Raw genomic sequence first — 17,402 nt, 5'->3', positions numbered from 1 at the left:
CAGAGGGATCAGCCCTCGGCACGCTGCTGGCGCACGGCTCCTACAATCTCCTCCCGGCGGTTTTTTCCTTAATCCCTTCGCTCATGGAGATTCCGGTCGAAGCGATCCGCCTCGCCGGATCGGCCGCGATCCCCGTTCCGGATTTTCTCCCGCGGGTGTGTTACCAGACTCGCCGGAAGCCGCCGGTCGTGAATCCCCCCGGCGAAACGCCGTCCGCCGTTTGACCGCTCCTTTCCTTGGGGATCGTCCTCGCGCTATTCTTACTGATGGCTCTGTTCGAAATCTTCATGCGGATGTCGCTGGGGTTGACAGCGGGAGTCCTGTCAGGGGCAGGCCGGCGGGCGGAGTGCACAAGGCGGGCAGCCGGGAATCGCTTGCGTTTTTTCCGGAACAAATGCCCTGGATTCCTGTTGCGGCCGACCGGGAATGGCGATCATAATCCGTGCGCCCAAGGGATGCAGGAAGCCCAGCATCTCTGCGTGACTCCGGTAGGGACTCGGAAGCGTAATCAAAACGATAGGGATCTCCTCCCCTCCCTTCCTTTTTCTTTCTTCACTCCAAACGCCTACACCCATCCCTCGCTTTCCCTCGCTTCGCTCGGGACAGGCCGCTCGGGACAGGCCGCTCGAGGACAGGCTTCCCCCTCTCCTGACTTCTGTCCGGAGAGGGGGAAGGGGTCAGGGGACAGGGGCGAGGATGGAAAAGTGCAGGATTTCTTTTCAAAAATGAATACGCCGAGCAGACACCGCTCTCTAAAAATTTTTACGTGGCAATAGACTGCCTGAACAGTAAAAATTTTCTCCAATGGACTCCGGCTGCGAACACGGCGGGGTTGCCATCTGCGGAGTTTGGGGAATTTCTTTTTATCCGGAGACCGTTGCCCGAGCGATCGCGTAGATCGGCGCGACGGTCCGAATCCGGTTTGCCCCTGTGAAGTATTTTCGATGCAGGTCCCCAGCCGTCATGTTCGCGATCCGGCCGAACCCGCGCGCCTTCAGGAACGGTTCGATCTCGCCCGGCTCGATCCCGAATTTCAGCCCTTCGCCGGTGAAGCGGCTGGTCCGCTGCATGCGGACCACTTCGCCGCGTTTTTGCTCCGCACGCAAAGCAGAAGGATCCATGTAATCAAAAACGATCGCGCTGCCGGGGGCGGATTGCCCGGCGACGAAGGCCAAGGTTCGGCCGACGGCCGCGGGGGTCAGATAATGAGTCACTCCTTCCCAGATAAAAAACGTCTTCCGGCCCGGATCGTACCCGGCTGAAATCAGTTTCTCCAAATCCTCGGCGTTGAAATCGACCGGGACATACGCGACGTGCGGGGGCAAGGCGCCGAGGCCTCGCTTCACCTTCCCGATTTTCAGCGCCTGCGTGGCGGGCTGATCCACTTCAAACACGCGCACGCCTTGTTTCGCCTCTGCGATGCGGTAAGCCCGCGAATCCAATCCCGCGCCGAGGATGACCGCTTGACGGACACCGGAGGCGATCGATTCCTTCAGGCAATCGTCCATATAGCGGCAGCGTACGACCAGGAACCCGATCACGCCCGGGCCCTTTCGCTCCCCGTAGCCGGCCAGCGCCTTTCCCAGCCGGTAAAATGCCGGATGGATGAATTTGCGGGCCAGCGGGTCGTCGCAAATCCTTTCCGCCGCCGGCCGGTCGTATTCCAGCGCGCGGGCCAGGGCGATGCCCTGGGCGGTGATGCTGATCTGCGATTTCTTCATGATCTAATTTCCTTTCCCCCTGCGGCGCCTACGCCGGAGGGAGGCAAACCGGGGGACGGGTCGGCGCCGCGCGGGAGCAGGACCAGCAAGCCGAGCGGACCGGCCATCAGCAGCCACATCACGGCGGCCAATCCGAACGATTGGGCCAGTATGCCGAGCAATACCGGGATTCCCCCAATCAAGATCCCAAAGGCGGACGTGACCGCCATGGCGACGCCGGACCGGCCTGGAAGGGTGGCGTATAACCTCGCTTGCGGGATGGCATACCATCCTGAGTTCAGCAACCCCATCAAGGCCAGCAGGGCGATTTTTATTCCGATCCAAGGCGCCAGCAGAAAGCCGGCGAATACTCCGGCCATCGCGGCCGCGCTCAATCGCAGGTATTTCACTGGATTCATCCGTTTGAGCAATGGAATCAGCAGTGCGTCTCCCAGAACCCCCAACCCGCTCCAAACCGCGACCATCAATCCGGCGGCTGCCGGAGAAGCCGCGGCGACATCGGTTCCATACAGGGCGATGAAGCCGAGCAGGACGTCGAGCATGAGGTCGCCAAGAGCCAGGAGGACCAGCCAGCGCAACACCTCCGGGCGCCGGACGGCCGAAAAAAAATCCGCCAGCAACCTATGGGCGGCCGGCGGCTCCTCCCCGGCGGAAGACGCCGGAAAACGCCGCGGCGCAAGCGCCAGAACCAACAGGCAGGCGGCCGCGGCGGAGAAGAACAAGGTCAGGCGCCAACTTCCGCCGCCGGCGAGGGCCGCCGCCAGCAGGATCGGACCGGCGACCACGCCCAGCGATCCGGCCAGAGTCCAGCTCGCCATCGAAAGCTCCCGGCGGCCGGGATCCAGATCCATCAGGGTCGCCTGCGACAGGCTGACAAATGCGCCCGACGACGGGGAGGCAAGGACCGCCGCGGCCAGCAGGGTGAGGAAGGAAGTCGAGAATCCCATCATCAGCATGGCCGCCAGGAAGCAGATCCCGCCACAGAGGATGATCCGTTTGCGGTGCCCCAGATCGCCGAGCAGGCCGAGTGCGGGTTCGATAAAATTTCCCAGGAAAAGCGGCAGTCCCATCAGCGCTCCGACCTGCATGTAGGTCAGGTTCAGATCGTCGCGGATGGCTGGCCAGGCCGCCCCAACGGCGCCGAAGGACAGTTCGTCGAGGAATTCGATCGCCAGAAAAATGGATGCGAGGCTGGCCGGGACGGTCAAGCGCCGGAGGAAAAATCGGGAAGCGGGAGTGGGTTCGGCCATGGGGGCAGGAGGCGGGGAGCGGGGATTATCCCGCCCGCGCCGGCCGTGGGTTTTTCTGCCGGGTGATCGGCAGGCGTTGTCGGGGATTCAAGCCAGACACTGCGCTTTCGCGGCCTGCGTCGTCTCCTCCGGGCCGGGCGCTACCAACGCAGGCTTCTCCTCGGCCGCATTATGGTGTAGATCATAAATCCCGCGCCGCCGAGAAGCGCCAAACCGATCAGGCCCACCCACCAGGACCCGCCCCCCCCGCCTTGTCCATCTCCGGTCCCGCTTTGGGGATTATCCCCCTGAACGGCGAAGCTGATGAAGGCCTTTGCGCCCGGCTCCAATGTCAGGAATTGGTTCATCGCCGCCGTCGGGTTGTAGTTTTTCGGGGCGGCCGCCGCGACGTTGTACTCCCCGGCGGGAATGTCGACGAAGCAATACTCTTCAGTCGCGTCGTCGATGGTGTGGTTCCCAACCTCGGTGCCGTCGATCAGCGCTACGCTGACCTGGCCGCCGGCCACGAGGCCTTCCCCTTCCTCCTGCTGGAAGCCGTCGCCGTCGGCGTCGTTGAAGAAGGAAACGCAAATGTCTCCCTTTCCGGTCACGGGCAGCGGCGAAGGGGTGGCGGAAGGCTGGAAGGCGAGCGTCGGCTCGGCGTAGGTCGGCGTGACGATGCCGAGAACCAAGGTCGTCCCGACCTGCAGAGAATCCTCGCGGCGGATGTTGTTCAGGCGCTCCAGTTCGTCGATCGGGACTCCGGTGATCGCGGAAATCTTCCACAAGGTGTCGCCTTCCTGAACAACGTAGAGGATCCGCCCGTCTTCCAAAGGCGTAGCGGTCCGGTAGGCCGTGGGTTGCAGGGCGGCCCCCGCACAAGGGCTGGCGAGCGCGGGAACGACGCTGACCGTCAGCAGGAACGCCGCGACGAAGATCGAAGACAGGTAAGATCGCATAATGCTCCCTTAGAGAAGTGGACGGACCGGGCGTAAAGATTATAGCCCCTTCGGAAAGAGCGCTCCAGTCCGGGAGGCGGGGCTTTTTTCAGGGAAAAATCCGGAGAAAGCTGACGCGAGGAGGCTCATATGCAGGAAATGACGAAACATGAAACGGGCAAAACGGCAAACCGCCGGCGGGCAACAACGCCGACCGATTCATATAATTCCGTGATTAAAACAATCCCCGCAGGATAATCAGGAGTCCCAACACCGCCAGCGGGATGCCGATCACCGCGCCGACGGCGGTCAAGGAGACAATGCCGCCGGCAAGCATAAGGGCGGCTCCGAATACCACCGCCGCGAGTCGGCCGGTCAGCGCGATCAGCCCGGCGAGAAGCCTCCATAGGCTGACGAACGGCCTGAGGATCCAATGGGTGCTGCGCTGGGGATGCGGCATACGTGAGCCTCTTTTCCATGAATATCCTTTGACTACCCATCCTTACGAGGAGGCGTCCGGCGGGTTACGAGATCCGTACGGCCCGGAAGAGCGCGGGCGCTCCCTCGAAGCGGCCGTGCCGGGCGGGGATACTGCCATGGAAAGCGGATCCGGCCGACAATAATAATGGTTGGATGGGACGAAAGCTAAGCCGGCGCACGGCGGCGGTATATTAGGCCGGGATGGGAAGGCCCGCGGGGAAGATCCTCGGAGACGGGGCTTTGTTCCAAGACTCCGAGGGGAGGGGCGGTGCGGGGCCCGGAAGGGGGCCGCTAGGCGGAGGGGGCGGGGTTGTCCGTCGGCCCTTTCACCAGCTGGTTAAACGTGACTTCCTTCAGCCGGGTGACCAATTCCTCCTGCAGTCGGCAGAACACCGGCCCCACGAGGCATTCCTTCCCGAATTCACAAACGGAAAGATCCAGGGCGCAAGTGTTGATGGACAAAGGCCCGTCGATGGCTTCGATTACATCCAGGAGCGTGATTTCGCCGGACGGCCGCGCCAGGGTCACCCCGCCGCGCGCGCCGCGCGAGGTGTTTACCAGCCCGGCGACGGAAAGCTGGGAGATGATCTTGGCGAGGAACGACGGGGGGATGTGCTTGGCCTCGGCGATGAGGTTGGTCGGCGCGCGACCCCTTTTTTCGTTCTCCGCCAAATACAAAATGGCGCGGATGGCGTAATCGGCCTGGCGTGTGATTTCCATGGCAGCCTTCTTGGGTTATCCGGATGGGAAATATCATATTCCAGGATTTCGATTGGGGCAAGGGGCATCCGTCCGGAAATCATCCGGTGTTTCAGGGAACGGGCCCAGGAATTCCTGGGCCGGGGCTTTTTCTTATACCGGGAAATCGGCTACAATCCAGGATGCCGCCTCCCGCGGCATTTGGGTCTTAATTGGAGGCTGGATGAAGGATATTTGTGTGGTCGGGGTGGGATACGTCGGCTTGGTGACCGCGGCCGGTTTCGCCGATCTCGGCAACCGGGTGACCGCCCTGGACATTAATGAGGAAAAGGTTCGCAACCTGCGGAAGGGGATTCTGCCGATATACGAACCGGGCTTGGAGGAGGTCGTCCGCCGGAACATGCAAGCCGGCCGGCTGTCGTTCACCACGTCTTACGACGAGGCATTAAAGCAAGCGAAATTCGCCTTTATCGCGGTCGGCACTCCGGAAGGGGTGGATGGCGAGGCGGATCTGCAATACGTGCGCGAAGCGGCCATCTCCATCGCCAAGGCTATGGGCCGGCCGCTGATCGTGGTGAACAAATCCACGGTTCCGGTCGGCACCGGAGACTGGGTGGCGGAGATCATCCGCTCGCACCTCGACCAAGCGCTGGCCTTTTCGGTCGTCTCGTGCCCGGAGTTCCTGCGGGAAGGGTGTGCGCTGGCGGATTTCCTCAATCCGGCGCGGACGGTGCTGGGGTCGATGGACCGCGAGGCGGCCGACAAGGTGGCGCAGCTGCACCTCCCACTGCGGGCGCCGATCGTAATCACCGACCTGCGCACGGCGGAGATGATCAAATACGCATCGAACGCCTTCCTGGCGACGAAAATCTCCTTCATCAACGAGATCGCCAACATCTGCGAGGCCCTGGGCGCCGACGTGAAGGAGGTGGCCAGCGGGATGGGCTACGATCCGCGAATCGGCCGGATGTTCCTGGAAGCCGGCATCGGCTACGGCGGATCCTGCTTTCCCAAGGACGTCAAGGCGCTGGCCCACATGGCCTCGGTGCAGGGGCGCAACCCGCAGCTCTTGCAGGCGGTGATGGACATCAACGAGGACCGCCTGCGGATGGTGCTCGAGCGCGTCGAATCGCTGGCGGGCGACCTGCGCCAGAAGGAAATCGGCCTGCTGGGGCTGGCGTTTAAATCCAATACCGACGATATGCGCGAAGCCCCGGCCCAGAAGATCGCCGCAATGCTGCGCGACCGCGGCGCCGCCGTCCGCGCCTACGATCCGGTGGCGATGGACGGCGCCGCGCGGGTGATGCCTGGGGTGCGCATGTGCGCGGATCCCTACGCCCTGGCCGAAGGCGCGGACGCGCTGGTGGTGGTCACCGATTGGAACGAATTCAAGCAGCTCGACCTGCCCAAAATCCGCGGCCTGATGCGCGCCCCCAACCTGATCGACGGCCGGAACATTTACGAGCCAGAGGAGATGAAGGCACTCGGTTTCCGCTACCGCGGGATCGGACGCGGCTACAACGGCGCCCGGACCCCGCCGCAGCCGCAGGGCGCAAAGGAAGCGGAGCGATGAGCGCCGGTCGGGTCCGCCGCGCCAAGCTGCGCAACGGGCTCCTGGTGCTGTTGAAGGAGATCCATGCCGCGCCGTTGATCAGCCTGTGGGCCTGGTACCGGGTGGGCTCGCGCAACGAACGCGCCGGCCAGACCGGGATCTCGCATTGGGTGGAGCACATGCAGTTCAAGGGATCGGCCGCATTCCCGGCCGGCAGCCTGGACCGAGCGGTCTCGCGCGAAGGCGGGGTGTGGAACGCGATGACTTGGCTGGATTGGACTGCGTACTACGAAACCCTGCCCGCCGACCGCATCGATCTCGGCTTGCGCCTGGAAGCGGACCGCATGACGGGCAGCATCTTCGCTCCCAAGGAAGTCGCCTCCGAGCGCACGGTCATCATCTCCGAGCGCCAGGGACATGAAAACGAACCGACCTTCCGGCTTTCGGAAGAGGTGCAGGCCGCCGCCTTCCGGGTGCATTCTTACCACCATGAGGTCGTGGGGGACGTGGCGGACCTGTCGTCGATGACCCGCGACGACCTTTACGGACACTACCGCGATTTTTACGTCCCCAACAATGCCTTGTTGGCCGTGGCGGGGGATTTCCAATCCCGGGCGATGCTCGACCGCATCCGCCGGCTGTTCGGCGGAATTTCCGCCGGCCCGGCGCCGAACCGCGGGACTCGCCCCGAACCCGCGCAGCGGGGGGAGCGCCGGGTGACGGTGGAAGGGCCCGGAGAGACCGCCTACGTGGAAGCGGCCTACCACGCGCCGGCCGCGACCGATCCGGATTTTTTCCCGATGGTCGTGCTCGACAGCGTGCTGGCCGGACCGAGCAACTTCAACATGTTCACCGGCGGGATTTCGAACAAGACCTCGCGCCTCTACCGGGCGCTGGTGGAAACCGAATTGGCGGCAGGGGTGAGCGGAAGCCTCGCCGCGACGATCGATCCGTACCTGTATTCGATCACCGCCACGGTCCGCAACGGAAAAACTCCGGACCAAGTGCTAGCGGCGCTCGACGCGGAGCTCAAGCGCGCGGCGGAGGAATCGCTGCGGCGCGAGGAGATGGAGCGGGCGATGAAGCAGGCGCGGGCCATCTTCGCCTACGGCAGCGAGACGGTGACCAACCAGGCGTTCTGGATGGGATACGCCGAGATGTTCTCCTCGATCGATTGGTTCGACAACTACCTCTCTTCGCTCGCCGCGGTGACGGCCGACGACGTGCGGCGCGTGGCGCACAAGGTGCTGGCCAAGCGCAACCGGACGGTGGGGTTCTATCTCCCGTCGGGCGCGGACGGCGGATCCGGTCCGCACCCGGGCGGTTGAGATGCGGAGACGCGTTATGCCATCCAAGGTTCGCCGAAAACCATGCGCCGCCGTCCGGGGGCGCAAGAACTTGCGCCGGTCCGCCCGGCCTGCGGTTCCGCGGCGTTCGGCCGCGACGCCGGATCTCCAGGCGCTGCCGGGCCCGAAATCGATCGTGCGCCGGGAATTGCCGAACGGGGCGGTCGTTCTGGCCCGGGAGAATTTTCTCAGCCCATCGGTGGTGGTGCTGGGCGCCTTGTGGGCCGGCGGATTGGATGAGCGCGAAGAGAAAGCCGGACTCGCCGCGCTGACCTCCATGTGTCTGATGCGCGGCGCCGGAAAGCGTTCCTTCCACCAAATCTACAACCTCCTCGAATCCGCCGGAGCGACCCTCTCGTTCGGGTCGGGGATGCACACCACCTCCTTCTACTGCCGCTGCCTGGCGGAGGACCTTCCCCTGGCGCTGGAATTGGCAGCCGACGCCTTGCGCCGCCCGAGTTTTCCGAACGACCAGTTTGAACGCCTGCGCGGCGAATACCTCACCCGCCTGTCCGTCCGGGAGCAGGATACCGGCGAGCGGGCCTATATGGCGTTCGCCGAGCTCGCTTACGCCGGACATCCGTACGCCCATGACAAGGAAGGCAGCCCCAAAACGATTCGGGGAATCACGCGCCGGGATCTGCAGGATTTCCACGCCCGCTGGTACGGGCCGCGGAAAATGATCTTCGCCGTCGCCGGCGCGGCGCACAGCGGCAAGGCGATCCATCTGATCGAAAAATATTTCGGCGATTGGAAAAATCCGCTCCAGACCGGGCGCCCCGCGCTTCCGCCCGCGCCGCGAGCGGCGAAGGGAGTGGAGCGGCGCATCCCGCTTTCCGGAAAGACCCAGGCCGATCTGGTGTTGGGAATCCCCGGCCCGGCCCGCGCCGCGCCGGACTATCTGCCGGCGATGCTGGGCAACAATATCCTAGGCGTGTTCGGCATGTACGGCCGGATCGGCGACGCGGTCCGGGAGGCGGAGGGTTTGGCGTATTATTCGATGAGCACCCTCAGCGGAGGGGTGGGCCCCGGCCCGTGGATGGTGCTGGCCGGCGTGAATCCGGACAACGTGCCGAGGGCGGTGGAGTTGATCCGCCGCGAAATTTCACGCTTTACCGGATCGAAGGTGGCGCGCGGCGAACTGGCCGACAGCCAGGCCAGCATCATCGGCCGCATACCGCTGCAGATGGAATCCAACGAGGGCATGGCCGGCTCGCTGATGAACATCGAAATGTTCAACCTGGGGTTGGATTACTACCAGCGCTTCCCGGGCCTGATCCGGGCCATCACCGCCGACCAGATCCTCGAGGCGGCGCGGCATTACCTACACCCCGAGCGGATGGTGCTGGCCGTCGCCGGTCCGCCCGAAGGAGGGTGAGCGGGCGATGCTGCGCGTGGGAGCCGATCTGATCGAAATCGAGCGGATCGAAGAGGCCGTCCGGCGCTGGGGGGAGCGTTTTCTGGAAAAGATCTTTACCGCGGAGGAGCGTGCGGTATACGGCGAGCGGATTTCCTCGCTCGCCGCGCGCTTCGCGGCCAAGGAAGCCGCCTCCAAGGCGCTCGGCACCGGCCTGATGACCGAAATTCCCTGGACCGACATCGAGGTGTTGAGCGGCCCCTCGGGCGAGCCGGGCCTGCACCTGCACGGCCGCGCTCGCGAGCGGGCCGACCGGCTTGGCCTGACCGAGTGGACCCTCAGCCTTTCCCATTCCGGCGGGCACGCGCTGGCGGTGGTGGTGGCGATGGGAGGGTGAGGCCGGACCGACTCAACCTTGAAGGACGATCCGCTCCGTCCTCCCGGCGCCTGCCTCCGCAGGACATCCCAGCCCGGGTTTGACCTTTGCGACGAGATGGATGCCAGGCGAGGGTATATTGGGCGGTATCCCGCCCGATCGATTCCTGGATTCCCGCTTGGAACACGCGGGAATGACCGACCAAGCAGACCGGGCGGGCGCGCAGGCGGTGGGGGAGGCAATGGGACAGTGAAACAATAGTTTTCCCTTTGTCATCCTGGCAGAAACAAGAGGCCGGGGCTGGGCAGGGATGATGGGCTGGAATGATCTCTCGGATGTCGGGAGGAACGGATGAAAAATTACCGATGGCTTCTGCTCGCAATCAACCTAATCGGCGGATCGGCGGTGATTGGCAGTTACATCTGGGGGCTGGCCGGACGAGCCGGCGCCGCGGACATCCTCTGGGGCGGGGTGCCGGAGGCGGTGCGGCCGTATTACACCGCCGGGATGCTTCTGGCGGCGCTTGGTTATTTCGCCTTCACTTACTTCCTCCTGTTCCGGATCAATCCGGCGAATCATTCCGTGTTCGGTCGCCTCGGCGCCTGGATCTATCCTTGGTTGTACCTTGGAATTTTGGCGCCCTCTGCGCTTTGGTTACCGGCGACGTTTTGGGCGGTCGGGAACCAAAACGCGATCGCGGTGTGGATCGTACGCGGTGTGCTGATCCTTGTTGCGTTGTTCTCGCTGGGCCTGCTCGCGGCGCTGCTCGGTGCCGAACCGCGCCGGCCGGCGTTGGCGCACGCGCTGGCGGTCGTCGGCGCGGCGTTTTTCTGCGTGCAGACGGTGATCTTGGATGCCGTCGTGTGGGGGGCGGCGTTCGGGGCGTAATTATTTTTATGGCGCGAGGCGGAAAATTTTAATCGGCATCGAATTTGGATATAGAAAAAAAGGAATTTCTCAATTGACCGGGGCGGTCGCAAAAGACCGCCTCGGTCTTATGCAATTTACCCTGGAATTCCCCAAATGCGGATCGTGCCGTCGGCCGAACCGGATGCCAGCATGGATCCTTTTTCGGAAAATGCTACGGTATAGAGGCTGTACGTATGGCCTTTTAAGGTGCGGACCAATTCGCCGTCGGATGCGCGCCATAATCGGATAGTCGCATCATACGATCCGCTGGCGATTAGGGTGCCATCCGGCGAGAAGGCGATCGTGCTTACATCGAGCGTGTGTCCTTGCAGTGTCCGGAGAAGCGCGCCGTTCGATACCTGCCAGATGCGTACGGTTTTATCCTGTGAACCGCTGGCCAGAAGCGTTCCGTCCGGAGAAAAGGCCACGCTGTCGACCCATCCCGCATGTCCTTTCAACGAACGGATCAAGGCGCCGCTCGGGATCCGCCAAAGACGGATGGTTTGGTCTCTGGAACCGCTGGCCAGCATCGTTCCATCCGGAGAGAAGGAAACCGATTGAATTCTGTCGGAATGCCCTTCGAGAGTGCGACACAAAACTCCGTCGGATACCTGCCATAATTTCACGGTGTTATCGCACGCCCCGGTGGCAAGCATTTTTCCGTCCGGCGAAAAAGCTACGCTGATGACCCCGCCGGTATGTCCCTGCAGAACCGAAAGCGGCGCGCCGTCGGATGCGCGCCAGAGGCGCGCGGTCCCGTCCGGCGATCCGCTCGCGAGGATATCCCCGTCCGGCGAGAAGGCAACGCTGTAAATGGAAGTCGTGTGTCCTTCCAAGGATTGCAGAATTGCTCCGTCGCGAATTTGCACAATGGCGGCGGACATTCTGGGGGTGGCGCCATAGGCCAGGCGCGTTTCGTCCGGCGAGAAGTCGGTCGAAAGAACGGCATCCGCGTGATTGTCTAACTCGCAAACTTCTGTCCAATCCGATGTCTGCCAAAGAAATACCACCCTTCCGTTTACACAGGCCAGTGTTTCTCCATCCGGCGAAAATTCCACGCTGACGGGCGTCCCCGGTTGTCCTTCCAGGGTTTTCTCCAGTCCGCCGTCGTTCACTCGCCATATGCGCAAAGATAGATCCGACGATCCACTTGCAAGCTGAGATCCATCCGGCGAAAAGGCCATGCCATAGACGCGATCGGTGTGTCCTTCCAGCTTCCGCGACAGGGATCCCTCTGCAACCTTCCATAACCGTATGGTTTTATCGTAGGATCCGCTCGCCAGGAGCGACCCGTCCGGCGAGAATACCGTCGTAATAACGTAATCGGAATGCCCGACGAGTGTGCGCAGAAGCGTTCCGTCGGCCGTTTTCCAGAGGCGTACGGTCTTGTCGAGCGACCCGCTCGCCAACGTCTCCCCATCCGGCGAAAACGCGACACTCATGATGCTGCTGGAATGGCCTTTTAGCGTCATGAGCGGAAGGCCATCCGAAACCCGCCACAATCGGATGACGGTTTCATGGCCTCCGCTTGCCAGAATTGTTCCGTCGGGAGAAAAAGCCACGCTGATAATCCCACTCGTATGGCCTTCCATCGTACGCAGCAGGGAGCCGTCGGATACTCTCCATAAACGTACGCTGTAATCCCCTAGTCCGCCGGCCAGAAGAGCGCCATCCGGAGAGAATTTCACAGATCGGACGGCGTCGGGAGCAAGGATAAGGCGGATTTCTTTTTTTGATGATGCATCGTACAAATAAATCCCGGTGGTTGATGCAACCGCCAAAGTGCTCCCATCCGGGGACCAATCAGCTTGAACCGGAACGCCTCCGCCTATGCGGGAAAGGTTAATGATTTCGGAAACGTTGTCAGCGGTGATGGGGATCAGGGATTCCGGGAACGCGTTCGCCGGATAGATCGGCAGTCCCGGAAACGGCGTCGGCGTGGGAGTGTGGGTTTTGGTCGGCGAGCGAGTCGGCGTGAAAGTGGCGGTGGGGGTCGGGGGGTAGGGCTTGAATATTCCGCCCAGGCCGATGGCGGCGACCGACACCAGCGCTACCAATCCCGCGCCGATCGCGATCCATCGGCCAACGGACACCCTCTTTCCCGGAGCGGGGAAAGACGGGGTTGCCGGATGCAGGCCGTGCCGGGGGGCGAGGCTGGAGGGTTGTTCCCCATCCACGAAGGTGGCTCTGGTTTTCGCCGGCGGCTGAACCTTCGGCGCGGTGGCCGGCTTGAAAGCTAGGAATTTCTTCCCCTTGGGCTGCCCGACCAGCGTGCGCTCCAATCCGTCGATGAAGGCGGCCATATCCGGATAGCGGTCCTCCGGCTTGCGGGCCAACGCCTTCAGCAACACTTTCTCAACCGCCTCGGGCAAATCCGGGACGTATGCCTTCGGACGCGGCAGGGGTTCGGTCGCCTGCTTGAGCAGGATGGCGCTGGGGGTATCCGCCGTGTACGGCTTGCGGCCGGTGATCATCTCATAAAGGACGACGCCCAGCGAATACAGATCCGTTTGCGGGCCGACCTTCCCGCTCCATTGTTCGGGGGCCATGTACGAAGGCGTGCCGACGCTGAAGCCGGTCCCGGTCAATTGCGTGGTTCCTTCGCTTTCGAGGATCTTCGCGATCCCGAAGTCGGAGAGCATCGGCTCGCCGGAAAGGGTGATGAGGATGTTGGCGGGCTTGACGTCGCGGTGGACGATGCCCTGGCCGTGGGCGAATTCCAGCGCGCGGGCGATCGGAAGGATCAGGCGGGCCGCCTCCTGCCAAGGGATCGGCCGGCCCAAGCTGTGGGCCAGGGTGCCGCTGGGGAGGAAGACCATCACCAGGTAGGGTGCGCCTTCGTGTTCGCCGTAGTCGATCACGCTGACGATGTTGGGATGGGAGAGCTTGGCGAGGGCCTTGGCTTCGCGTTCGAAACGCTTGAGGATCGGCTCGAGCTGCTCGGGGGGGAAGGCGGAGCGGCGGATGATCTTGACCGCGACGAAGCGTTCGAGGCGGGTATCGAAGGCCTTGTAGACCGTGGCCATCCCGCCTTCGCCGAGCCGTTCCAGGATGTGATAGCGGCCGAGGGCTTGACCGATGAGATCTGGCATGGGGTCTCCTGAAAGGCGCATCTTCGATGATCCACGCCGGGTTGCGGGTGGCCGGAGGATTGCCGGATGGAAAGAAGCGGGCAGCCTCCTCGGATGTTCCGCCGTCGCCCGGCGTTTGGAAACGGCGACGGCAGGATCAGGACGCCGATCTATCGTACGATGTTGGTTTCCGCCCGAGGCCGCATTCGAGCTTTTCCAGCCCGGGGCAGGCAGCCCGCTTAAAGAATAGACACCTCCGTCCTTTTGCCTTCGCCTTCGGAAATAAAGATCGCGGCCAGTTCCTCCCCCTTGGTAAATCGCAACCGGATTGAAGTATCACCCTGGGCGGCGTCTCCGGTCTGATCTTCGAGGGCCCACCCCGCGAGCGGCATTTCCCGAAGATAGAACTCCTGGACTTCCAAAAGGGACGCGTCGATTTGATACAAATAGGCGGTGCCCACGGCCCGGCCCGAGACGGCGCCGGGGATGATCGGGACGCCCTGGAAAAAATCGTTCGGGGGCGGAAGGGTCCTTGGCGCGGGAGCCGTTGCGGAATGGATGAGGGAACAGGAAGCGGCCGCAAAGCCGATCAGGCCGAGCACAAGGGAGCGGGCAGTCGGTGTCATGGATTCCTCCCGGAGGAGATATCAGGTTGAAGTATAGCATCCTCGGAGGGACGGCCGAGGAGAAACGAAACCGCGGCGGTCTTCAAGACCGCCGCGGTTTTCATCAGACATCGGCGATTCCGAACCGCTGTCGCCACCCGCGGTGCGCCGGTTTGGCGGATGGGGCCTTCGGCTTGCGGGCGGCCGTGCCGGTGCACGGCTTGCGCGCGGCGGATGCGCGGGTGTTCCGCCCGGCGCCGCGCGGGGTTCGAACCGGATTGGAAGGCCTGGGCGGCGGAGCCGCTTTGTAGTCGAATCCCTCGAGCGTTCGCCGCGGGAGCGGCTGCTTCATAATCTTCTCGAGCGTACGGATCAACTCGCCGTCCTCCGGGGTGACGAGCGTGAAGGCGTCGCCCGTCCGCTCGGCGCGGCCGGTGCGGCCGATGCGGTGAATGTAGGCGTCGGCGGTGTCGGGCATGTCGAAGTTGATTACATGCGAGATGTTTTCCACGTCCAGCCCGCGGGCGGCGATGTCGGTGGCGACCATGATCCGGTAGCGGCCGTCTTTAAAGCCGCCCAGCGCGGCTTGGCGCTGTCCCTGCGAGCGGTTGCTGTGCAGGCTGGTGACCCGGTGGCCGGCCTTGGAGAGCTGCCGCGCCAGCTTTTCGGCGCGGTGCTTGGTGCGGGTGAAAATCAGCACGGATTCGGTGTCGGTCAAGCGCAGCAACTCCAGTACCAGCGCGGATTTCAAATGCTGTGGCACCGGATACAGCGCATGCGCGACGGTGTGGACCGGCGCGCGCATCCCGACCGCGATCCGCTGGGGACGGGTCAGGCACTGCGCCGCCAACTGTTCGATCTCGTGAGGGAATGTGGCGGAGAAGAGCATCGTCTGCCGCCGGGCGGGCAGGTGCGCAAGGATCCGCTTCACATCCGGCAGGAAGCCCATGTCGAGCATCCGGTCGGCCTCATCCAGCACGAGGACTTCGACCGCGCCAAGTTGGACGCGCCGCTGTTGGATGTGGTCGAGCAGGCGCCCCGGACAGGCAACCAGGATTTCGACGCCGGATTGGAACGCCTGGATCTGCGGCGCGGCGCCGACGCCGCCGTAGATCGTCGCACTGCGCAGGCCGGTCTGCGCGCCCAGCGCGCGGATGACCCCGTGAATCTGCTCGGCTAATTCGCGGGTGGGCGTGACAATCAGCGCCCGCGCGCGTCGGCGCGGGCCGGGCAGCAGCCGTTGCAGGATGGGCAGGACGAAGGCGGCCGTCTTTCCGGTTCCGGTCTGGGCTGTGCCGATCAGGTCCTGCCCGGCGAGCGCCTGCGGAATGGCGTGGATTTGGATCGGTGTCGGCTCGGTGTAGCCGGCGCGGCGGATTCCCGCCGTCAGGCGCGAATCCAGATTGAATTCTTGAAAGTTCACTCTATTTCCTTTTCTTCAGAAGTCACGCGGGTGTCAGGGTTGTGAGCGGGGCTCGTTCAATGACAGAAGCAACGACTGCTGAAATGGTGGATTGATATTGCGGGAATCATACCGGGTCGGCTGGGAAAAGTCAATCACCCCCTAAAAAGCTCGTTCCCCCCATTTTCCTTTGGAAAATGGGGGGGACAACAGGGGGGTTACAGTTCCCCTCTTACCCATACTGGAAGGTTTGCGGCGGCCTGGCGGAGATCGGGCAAGACCCGCCAGGCGGCGGCGGACGCTTCCGGGGAAGGCCGCTTCTGGTCGGGGATGATCACCACCCGCATCCCGGCGGCGCGCGCCGCCAGCGCGCCCGGATCGGAATCTTCGAAAGCCAGGCACTCCCCCGGCGGGATCCCCAGCCGCTTGGCCGCCAGCAGGAACAAGTCCGGCGCGGGCTTGCCGTGCGCCACCTCATCCCCGCCGGCGACGACCGGGAAGGCTTCCGACATCCCGGCGATTCCCAATTTGTAGATCGCCCGCTCGCGCGCGGTCGAGGTGGCCACCGCCTTGCGCAGTCCGAGGGCGTCGACGGCGGAGAGGAACTCCGCCAAGCCCGGCTTGAGCGGGATGCCTTGGGCGGCGATGATCTCGTCCACGCATTCCAATTTCCGCGAATAAATTTCCTCGAAGGGGAATTCCGGGCCGTACCAACCGAGCATTTTGCGGCGCGCATTGGCGGCGCTTAACCCGACGAGCGCGTGGAATTGGCGATCGTCGAACGGGATCCCGCGCTCGCGGAAGGTGCGGACCCAGCCGGCCTGCGACATCGGCTCGGTGTCGAGGATCAAACCGTCCATATCCAAAACCGCGGCGCGGATCGGGAAAGCGGCGCTCATGACTCGGCGCAACCGCATTCTTTCCCACGCGCCTTCTCGAAGGATTCGCGGCCTTCGCGGAAGGAGAAAAACGCCAAGCCGAGCGCGCCGAGGCTGTCGAGAAGCCCAAAGCCGGTGAGTTCGAAGAGCGCGCTCGAAGCCAGCAGCACAACCGACATATAGATGCAAACCAAGGTGCAATTGGCGTCGGCCAGGATCGGCGCTGACTCCAGCCGCTTGCCGACGGCGCGTTTGGCGGCGAACAAGCCGGTCATCACGGAGATCGAGACCGCGGAGATCGCCAGGCCCCAGCGGGCGCTCTCCGGAGATCGGCCGGCGACGGTGTTGACCACGGCGCCGAGAACCAAGCCGGCGGCGAGGAGGTAGAACGACGTTCCGGTGATCCGCAGTGCGGTGACTTCGAACCGCGACCGCGGGGCGCCGGGATTTCTCCAAATTCGAAGAATCAGCTGGGCGATGCCCGCGGCCGAGATCACTTCGATGAAGCTGTCGACGCCGAAGCCGAACAGCGCCAGGGTTTCATCCTGTACGCCCAGCGCCATCGAAACGACGCCCTCGATGATGTTGGCGGCGATGGTGAACAGGCTGAGAAGCAAAGCCATCCGATGCGTCGCATCGGATTTGGAGCTCGACATGTGACAAATTTTACTATTAAAAGGCGCGGCCCAGAAAAACCGGAACTGGAAATTCATCTCTGAATTGATGCTCGCATAGAAAAACCGCACATTTTCATGCATTTTCCGGCCTAATCCGGCCGCCCGTTTCGGAGTTATCCGGCCGGTGATTCCGGAGTTATCCGGCCACCCATTCCGGAGTTA

The 17,402-nt window shown here is 63.4% G+C and carries 15 protein-coding genes; 5 read left to right on the top strand and 10 right to left on the bottom strand.

The window, feature by feature from the left end; genetic code table 11:
* Positions 1–863: 863 nt before the first annotated feature.
* From JW929_07695 to JW929_07675, 5 genes are all read right to left on the bottom strand, one after another.
* Positions 864–1,721: an SAM-dependent methyltransferase gene (locus JW929_07695; protein ID MBN1439274.1), complete on the bottom strand. Its 858-nt coding sequence runs from the start codon at positions 1,719–1,721 to the stop codon at positions 864–866.
* On the bottom strand, positions 1,718–2,929 hold the full coding sequence (locus JW929_07690) for an MFS transporter (GenBank protein MBN1439273.1): 1,212 nt from the start codon (positions 2,927–2,929) through the stop codon (positions 1,718–1,720). Before JW929_07690 ends, JW929_07695 begins: the two co-directional genes overlap by 4 nt.
* Before the next feature lie 182 nt (positions 2,930–3,111).
* A complete protein-coding gene (locus JW929_07685) occupies positions 3,112–3,909 on the bottom strand; it encodes a LysM peptidoglycan-binding domain-containing protein (GenBank protein ID MBN1439272.1) in 798 nt (265 codons plus the stop codon).
* Between the two features lie 214 nt (positions 3,910–4,123).
* Complete coding sequence (locus JW929_07680) at positions 4,124–4,348, bottom strand: hypothetical protein (GenBank protein ID MBN1439271.1); 225 nt, start codon at positions 4,346–4,348, stop codon at positions 4,124–4,126.
* Positions 4,349–4,659: 311 nt separating this feature from the next.
* The gene (locus tag JW929_07675) at positions 4,660–5,088 is read right to left on the bottom strand and encodes an Rrf2 family transcriptional regulator (protein MBN1439270.1); all 429 of its coding nucleotides are present in this window, start codon (positions 5,086–5,088) and stop codon (positions 4,660–4,662) included.
* A gap of 202 nt (positions 5,089–5,290) precedes the next feature.
* Between JW929_07675 and JW929_07670 the strand changes: the two genes are divergently transcribed.
* The 5 genes from JW929_07670 to JW929_07650 all read left to right on the top strand — a co-directional run bounded on the left by JW929_07670 (position 5,291) and on the right by JW929_07650 (position 10,586).
* Entirely contained in the window at positions 5,291–6,640 is a 1,350-nt protein-coding gene (locus JW929_07670) for a UDP-glucose/GDP-mannose dehydrogenase family protein (GenBank protein ID MBN1439269.1), read from the top strand.
* Positions 6,637–7,947 carry an insulinase family protein gene (locus JW929_07665; protein ID MBN1439268.1) on the top strand — a complete coding sequence of 437 codons (1,311 nt, stop codon included), beginning with the start codon at positions 6,637–6,639 and terminating at the stop codon, positions 7,945–7,947. Before JW929_07670 ends, JW929_07665 begins: the two co-directional genes overlap by 4 nt.
* Before the next feature lie 16 nt (positions 7,948–7,963).
* Complete coding sequence (locus JW929_07660) at positions 7,964–9,343, top strand: insulinase family protein (GenBank protein ID MBN1439267.1); 1,380 nt, start codon at positions 7,964–7,966, stop codon at positions 9,341–9,343.
* A 7-nt stretch (positions 9,344–9,350) separates the two neighbouring features.
* Positions 9,351–9,719, top strand: coding sequence for a holo-ACP synthase (gene acpS / locus JW929_07655; GenBank protein ID MBN1439266.1), 369 nt, complete (start codon positions 9,351–9,353; stop codon positions 9,717–9,719).
* Between the two features lie 330 nt (positions 9,720–10,049).
* Entirely contained in the window at positions 10,050–10,586 is a 537-nt protein-coding gene (locus tag JW929_07650; protein MBN1439265.1) for a hypothetical protein, read from the top strand.
* A gap of 116 nt (positions 10,587–10,702) precedes the next feature.
* On the opposite strand, the gene JW929_07645 is transcribed toward JW929_07650, so the two are convergent.
* The 5 genes from JW929_07645 to JW929_07625 form a co-directional block, all read right to left on the bottom strand.
* Positions 10,703–13,699: a protein kinase gene (locus JW929_07645; GenBank protein ID MBN1439264.1), complete on the bottom strand. Its 2,997-nt coding sequence runs from the start codon at positions 13,697–13,699 to the stop codon at positions 10,703–10,705.
* A 218-nt stretch (positions 13,700–13,917) separates the two neighbouring features.
* Positions 13,918–14,304 (bottom strand): hypothetical protein, encoded by a 387-nt coding sequence (locus tag JW929_07640; protein MBN1439263.1) that lies wholly within the window; start codon positions 14,302–14,304, stop codon positions 13,918–13,920.
* A 103-nt stretch (positions 14,305–14,407) separates the two neighbouring features.
* Complete coding sequence (locus JW929_07635) at positions 14,408–15,706, bottom strand: DEAD/DEAH box helicase (protein MBN1439262.1); 1,299 nt, start codon at positions 15,704–15,706, stop codon at positions 14,408–14,410.
* A 197-nt stretch (positions 15,707–15,903) separates the two neighbouring features.
* Positions 15,904–16,584 (bottom strand): HAD family phosphatase, encoded by a 681-nt coding sequence (locus JW929_07630; protein MBN1439261.1) that lies wholly within the window; start codon positions 16,582–16,584, stop codon positions 15,904–15,906.
* A complete protein-coding gene (locus JW929_07625) occupies positions 16,581–17,219 on the bottom strand; it encodes a cation transporter (GenBank protein ID MBN1439260.1) in 639 nt (212 codons plus the stop codon). Before JW929_07625 ends, JW929_07630 begins: the two co-directional genes overlap by 4 nt.
* Between the last annotated feature and the right edge of the window lie 183 nt (positions 17,220–17,402).

Source organism: Anaerolineales bacterium (genome assembly GCA_016928575.1).
In the GTDB taxonomy this organism is placed as follows: domain Bacteria; phylum Chloroflexota; class Anaerolineae; order Anaerolineales; family RBG-16-64-43; genus JAFGKK01.
This window is presented reverse-complemented; position numbering and strand designations above follow the sequence as displayed.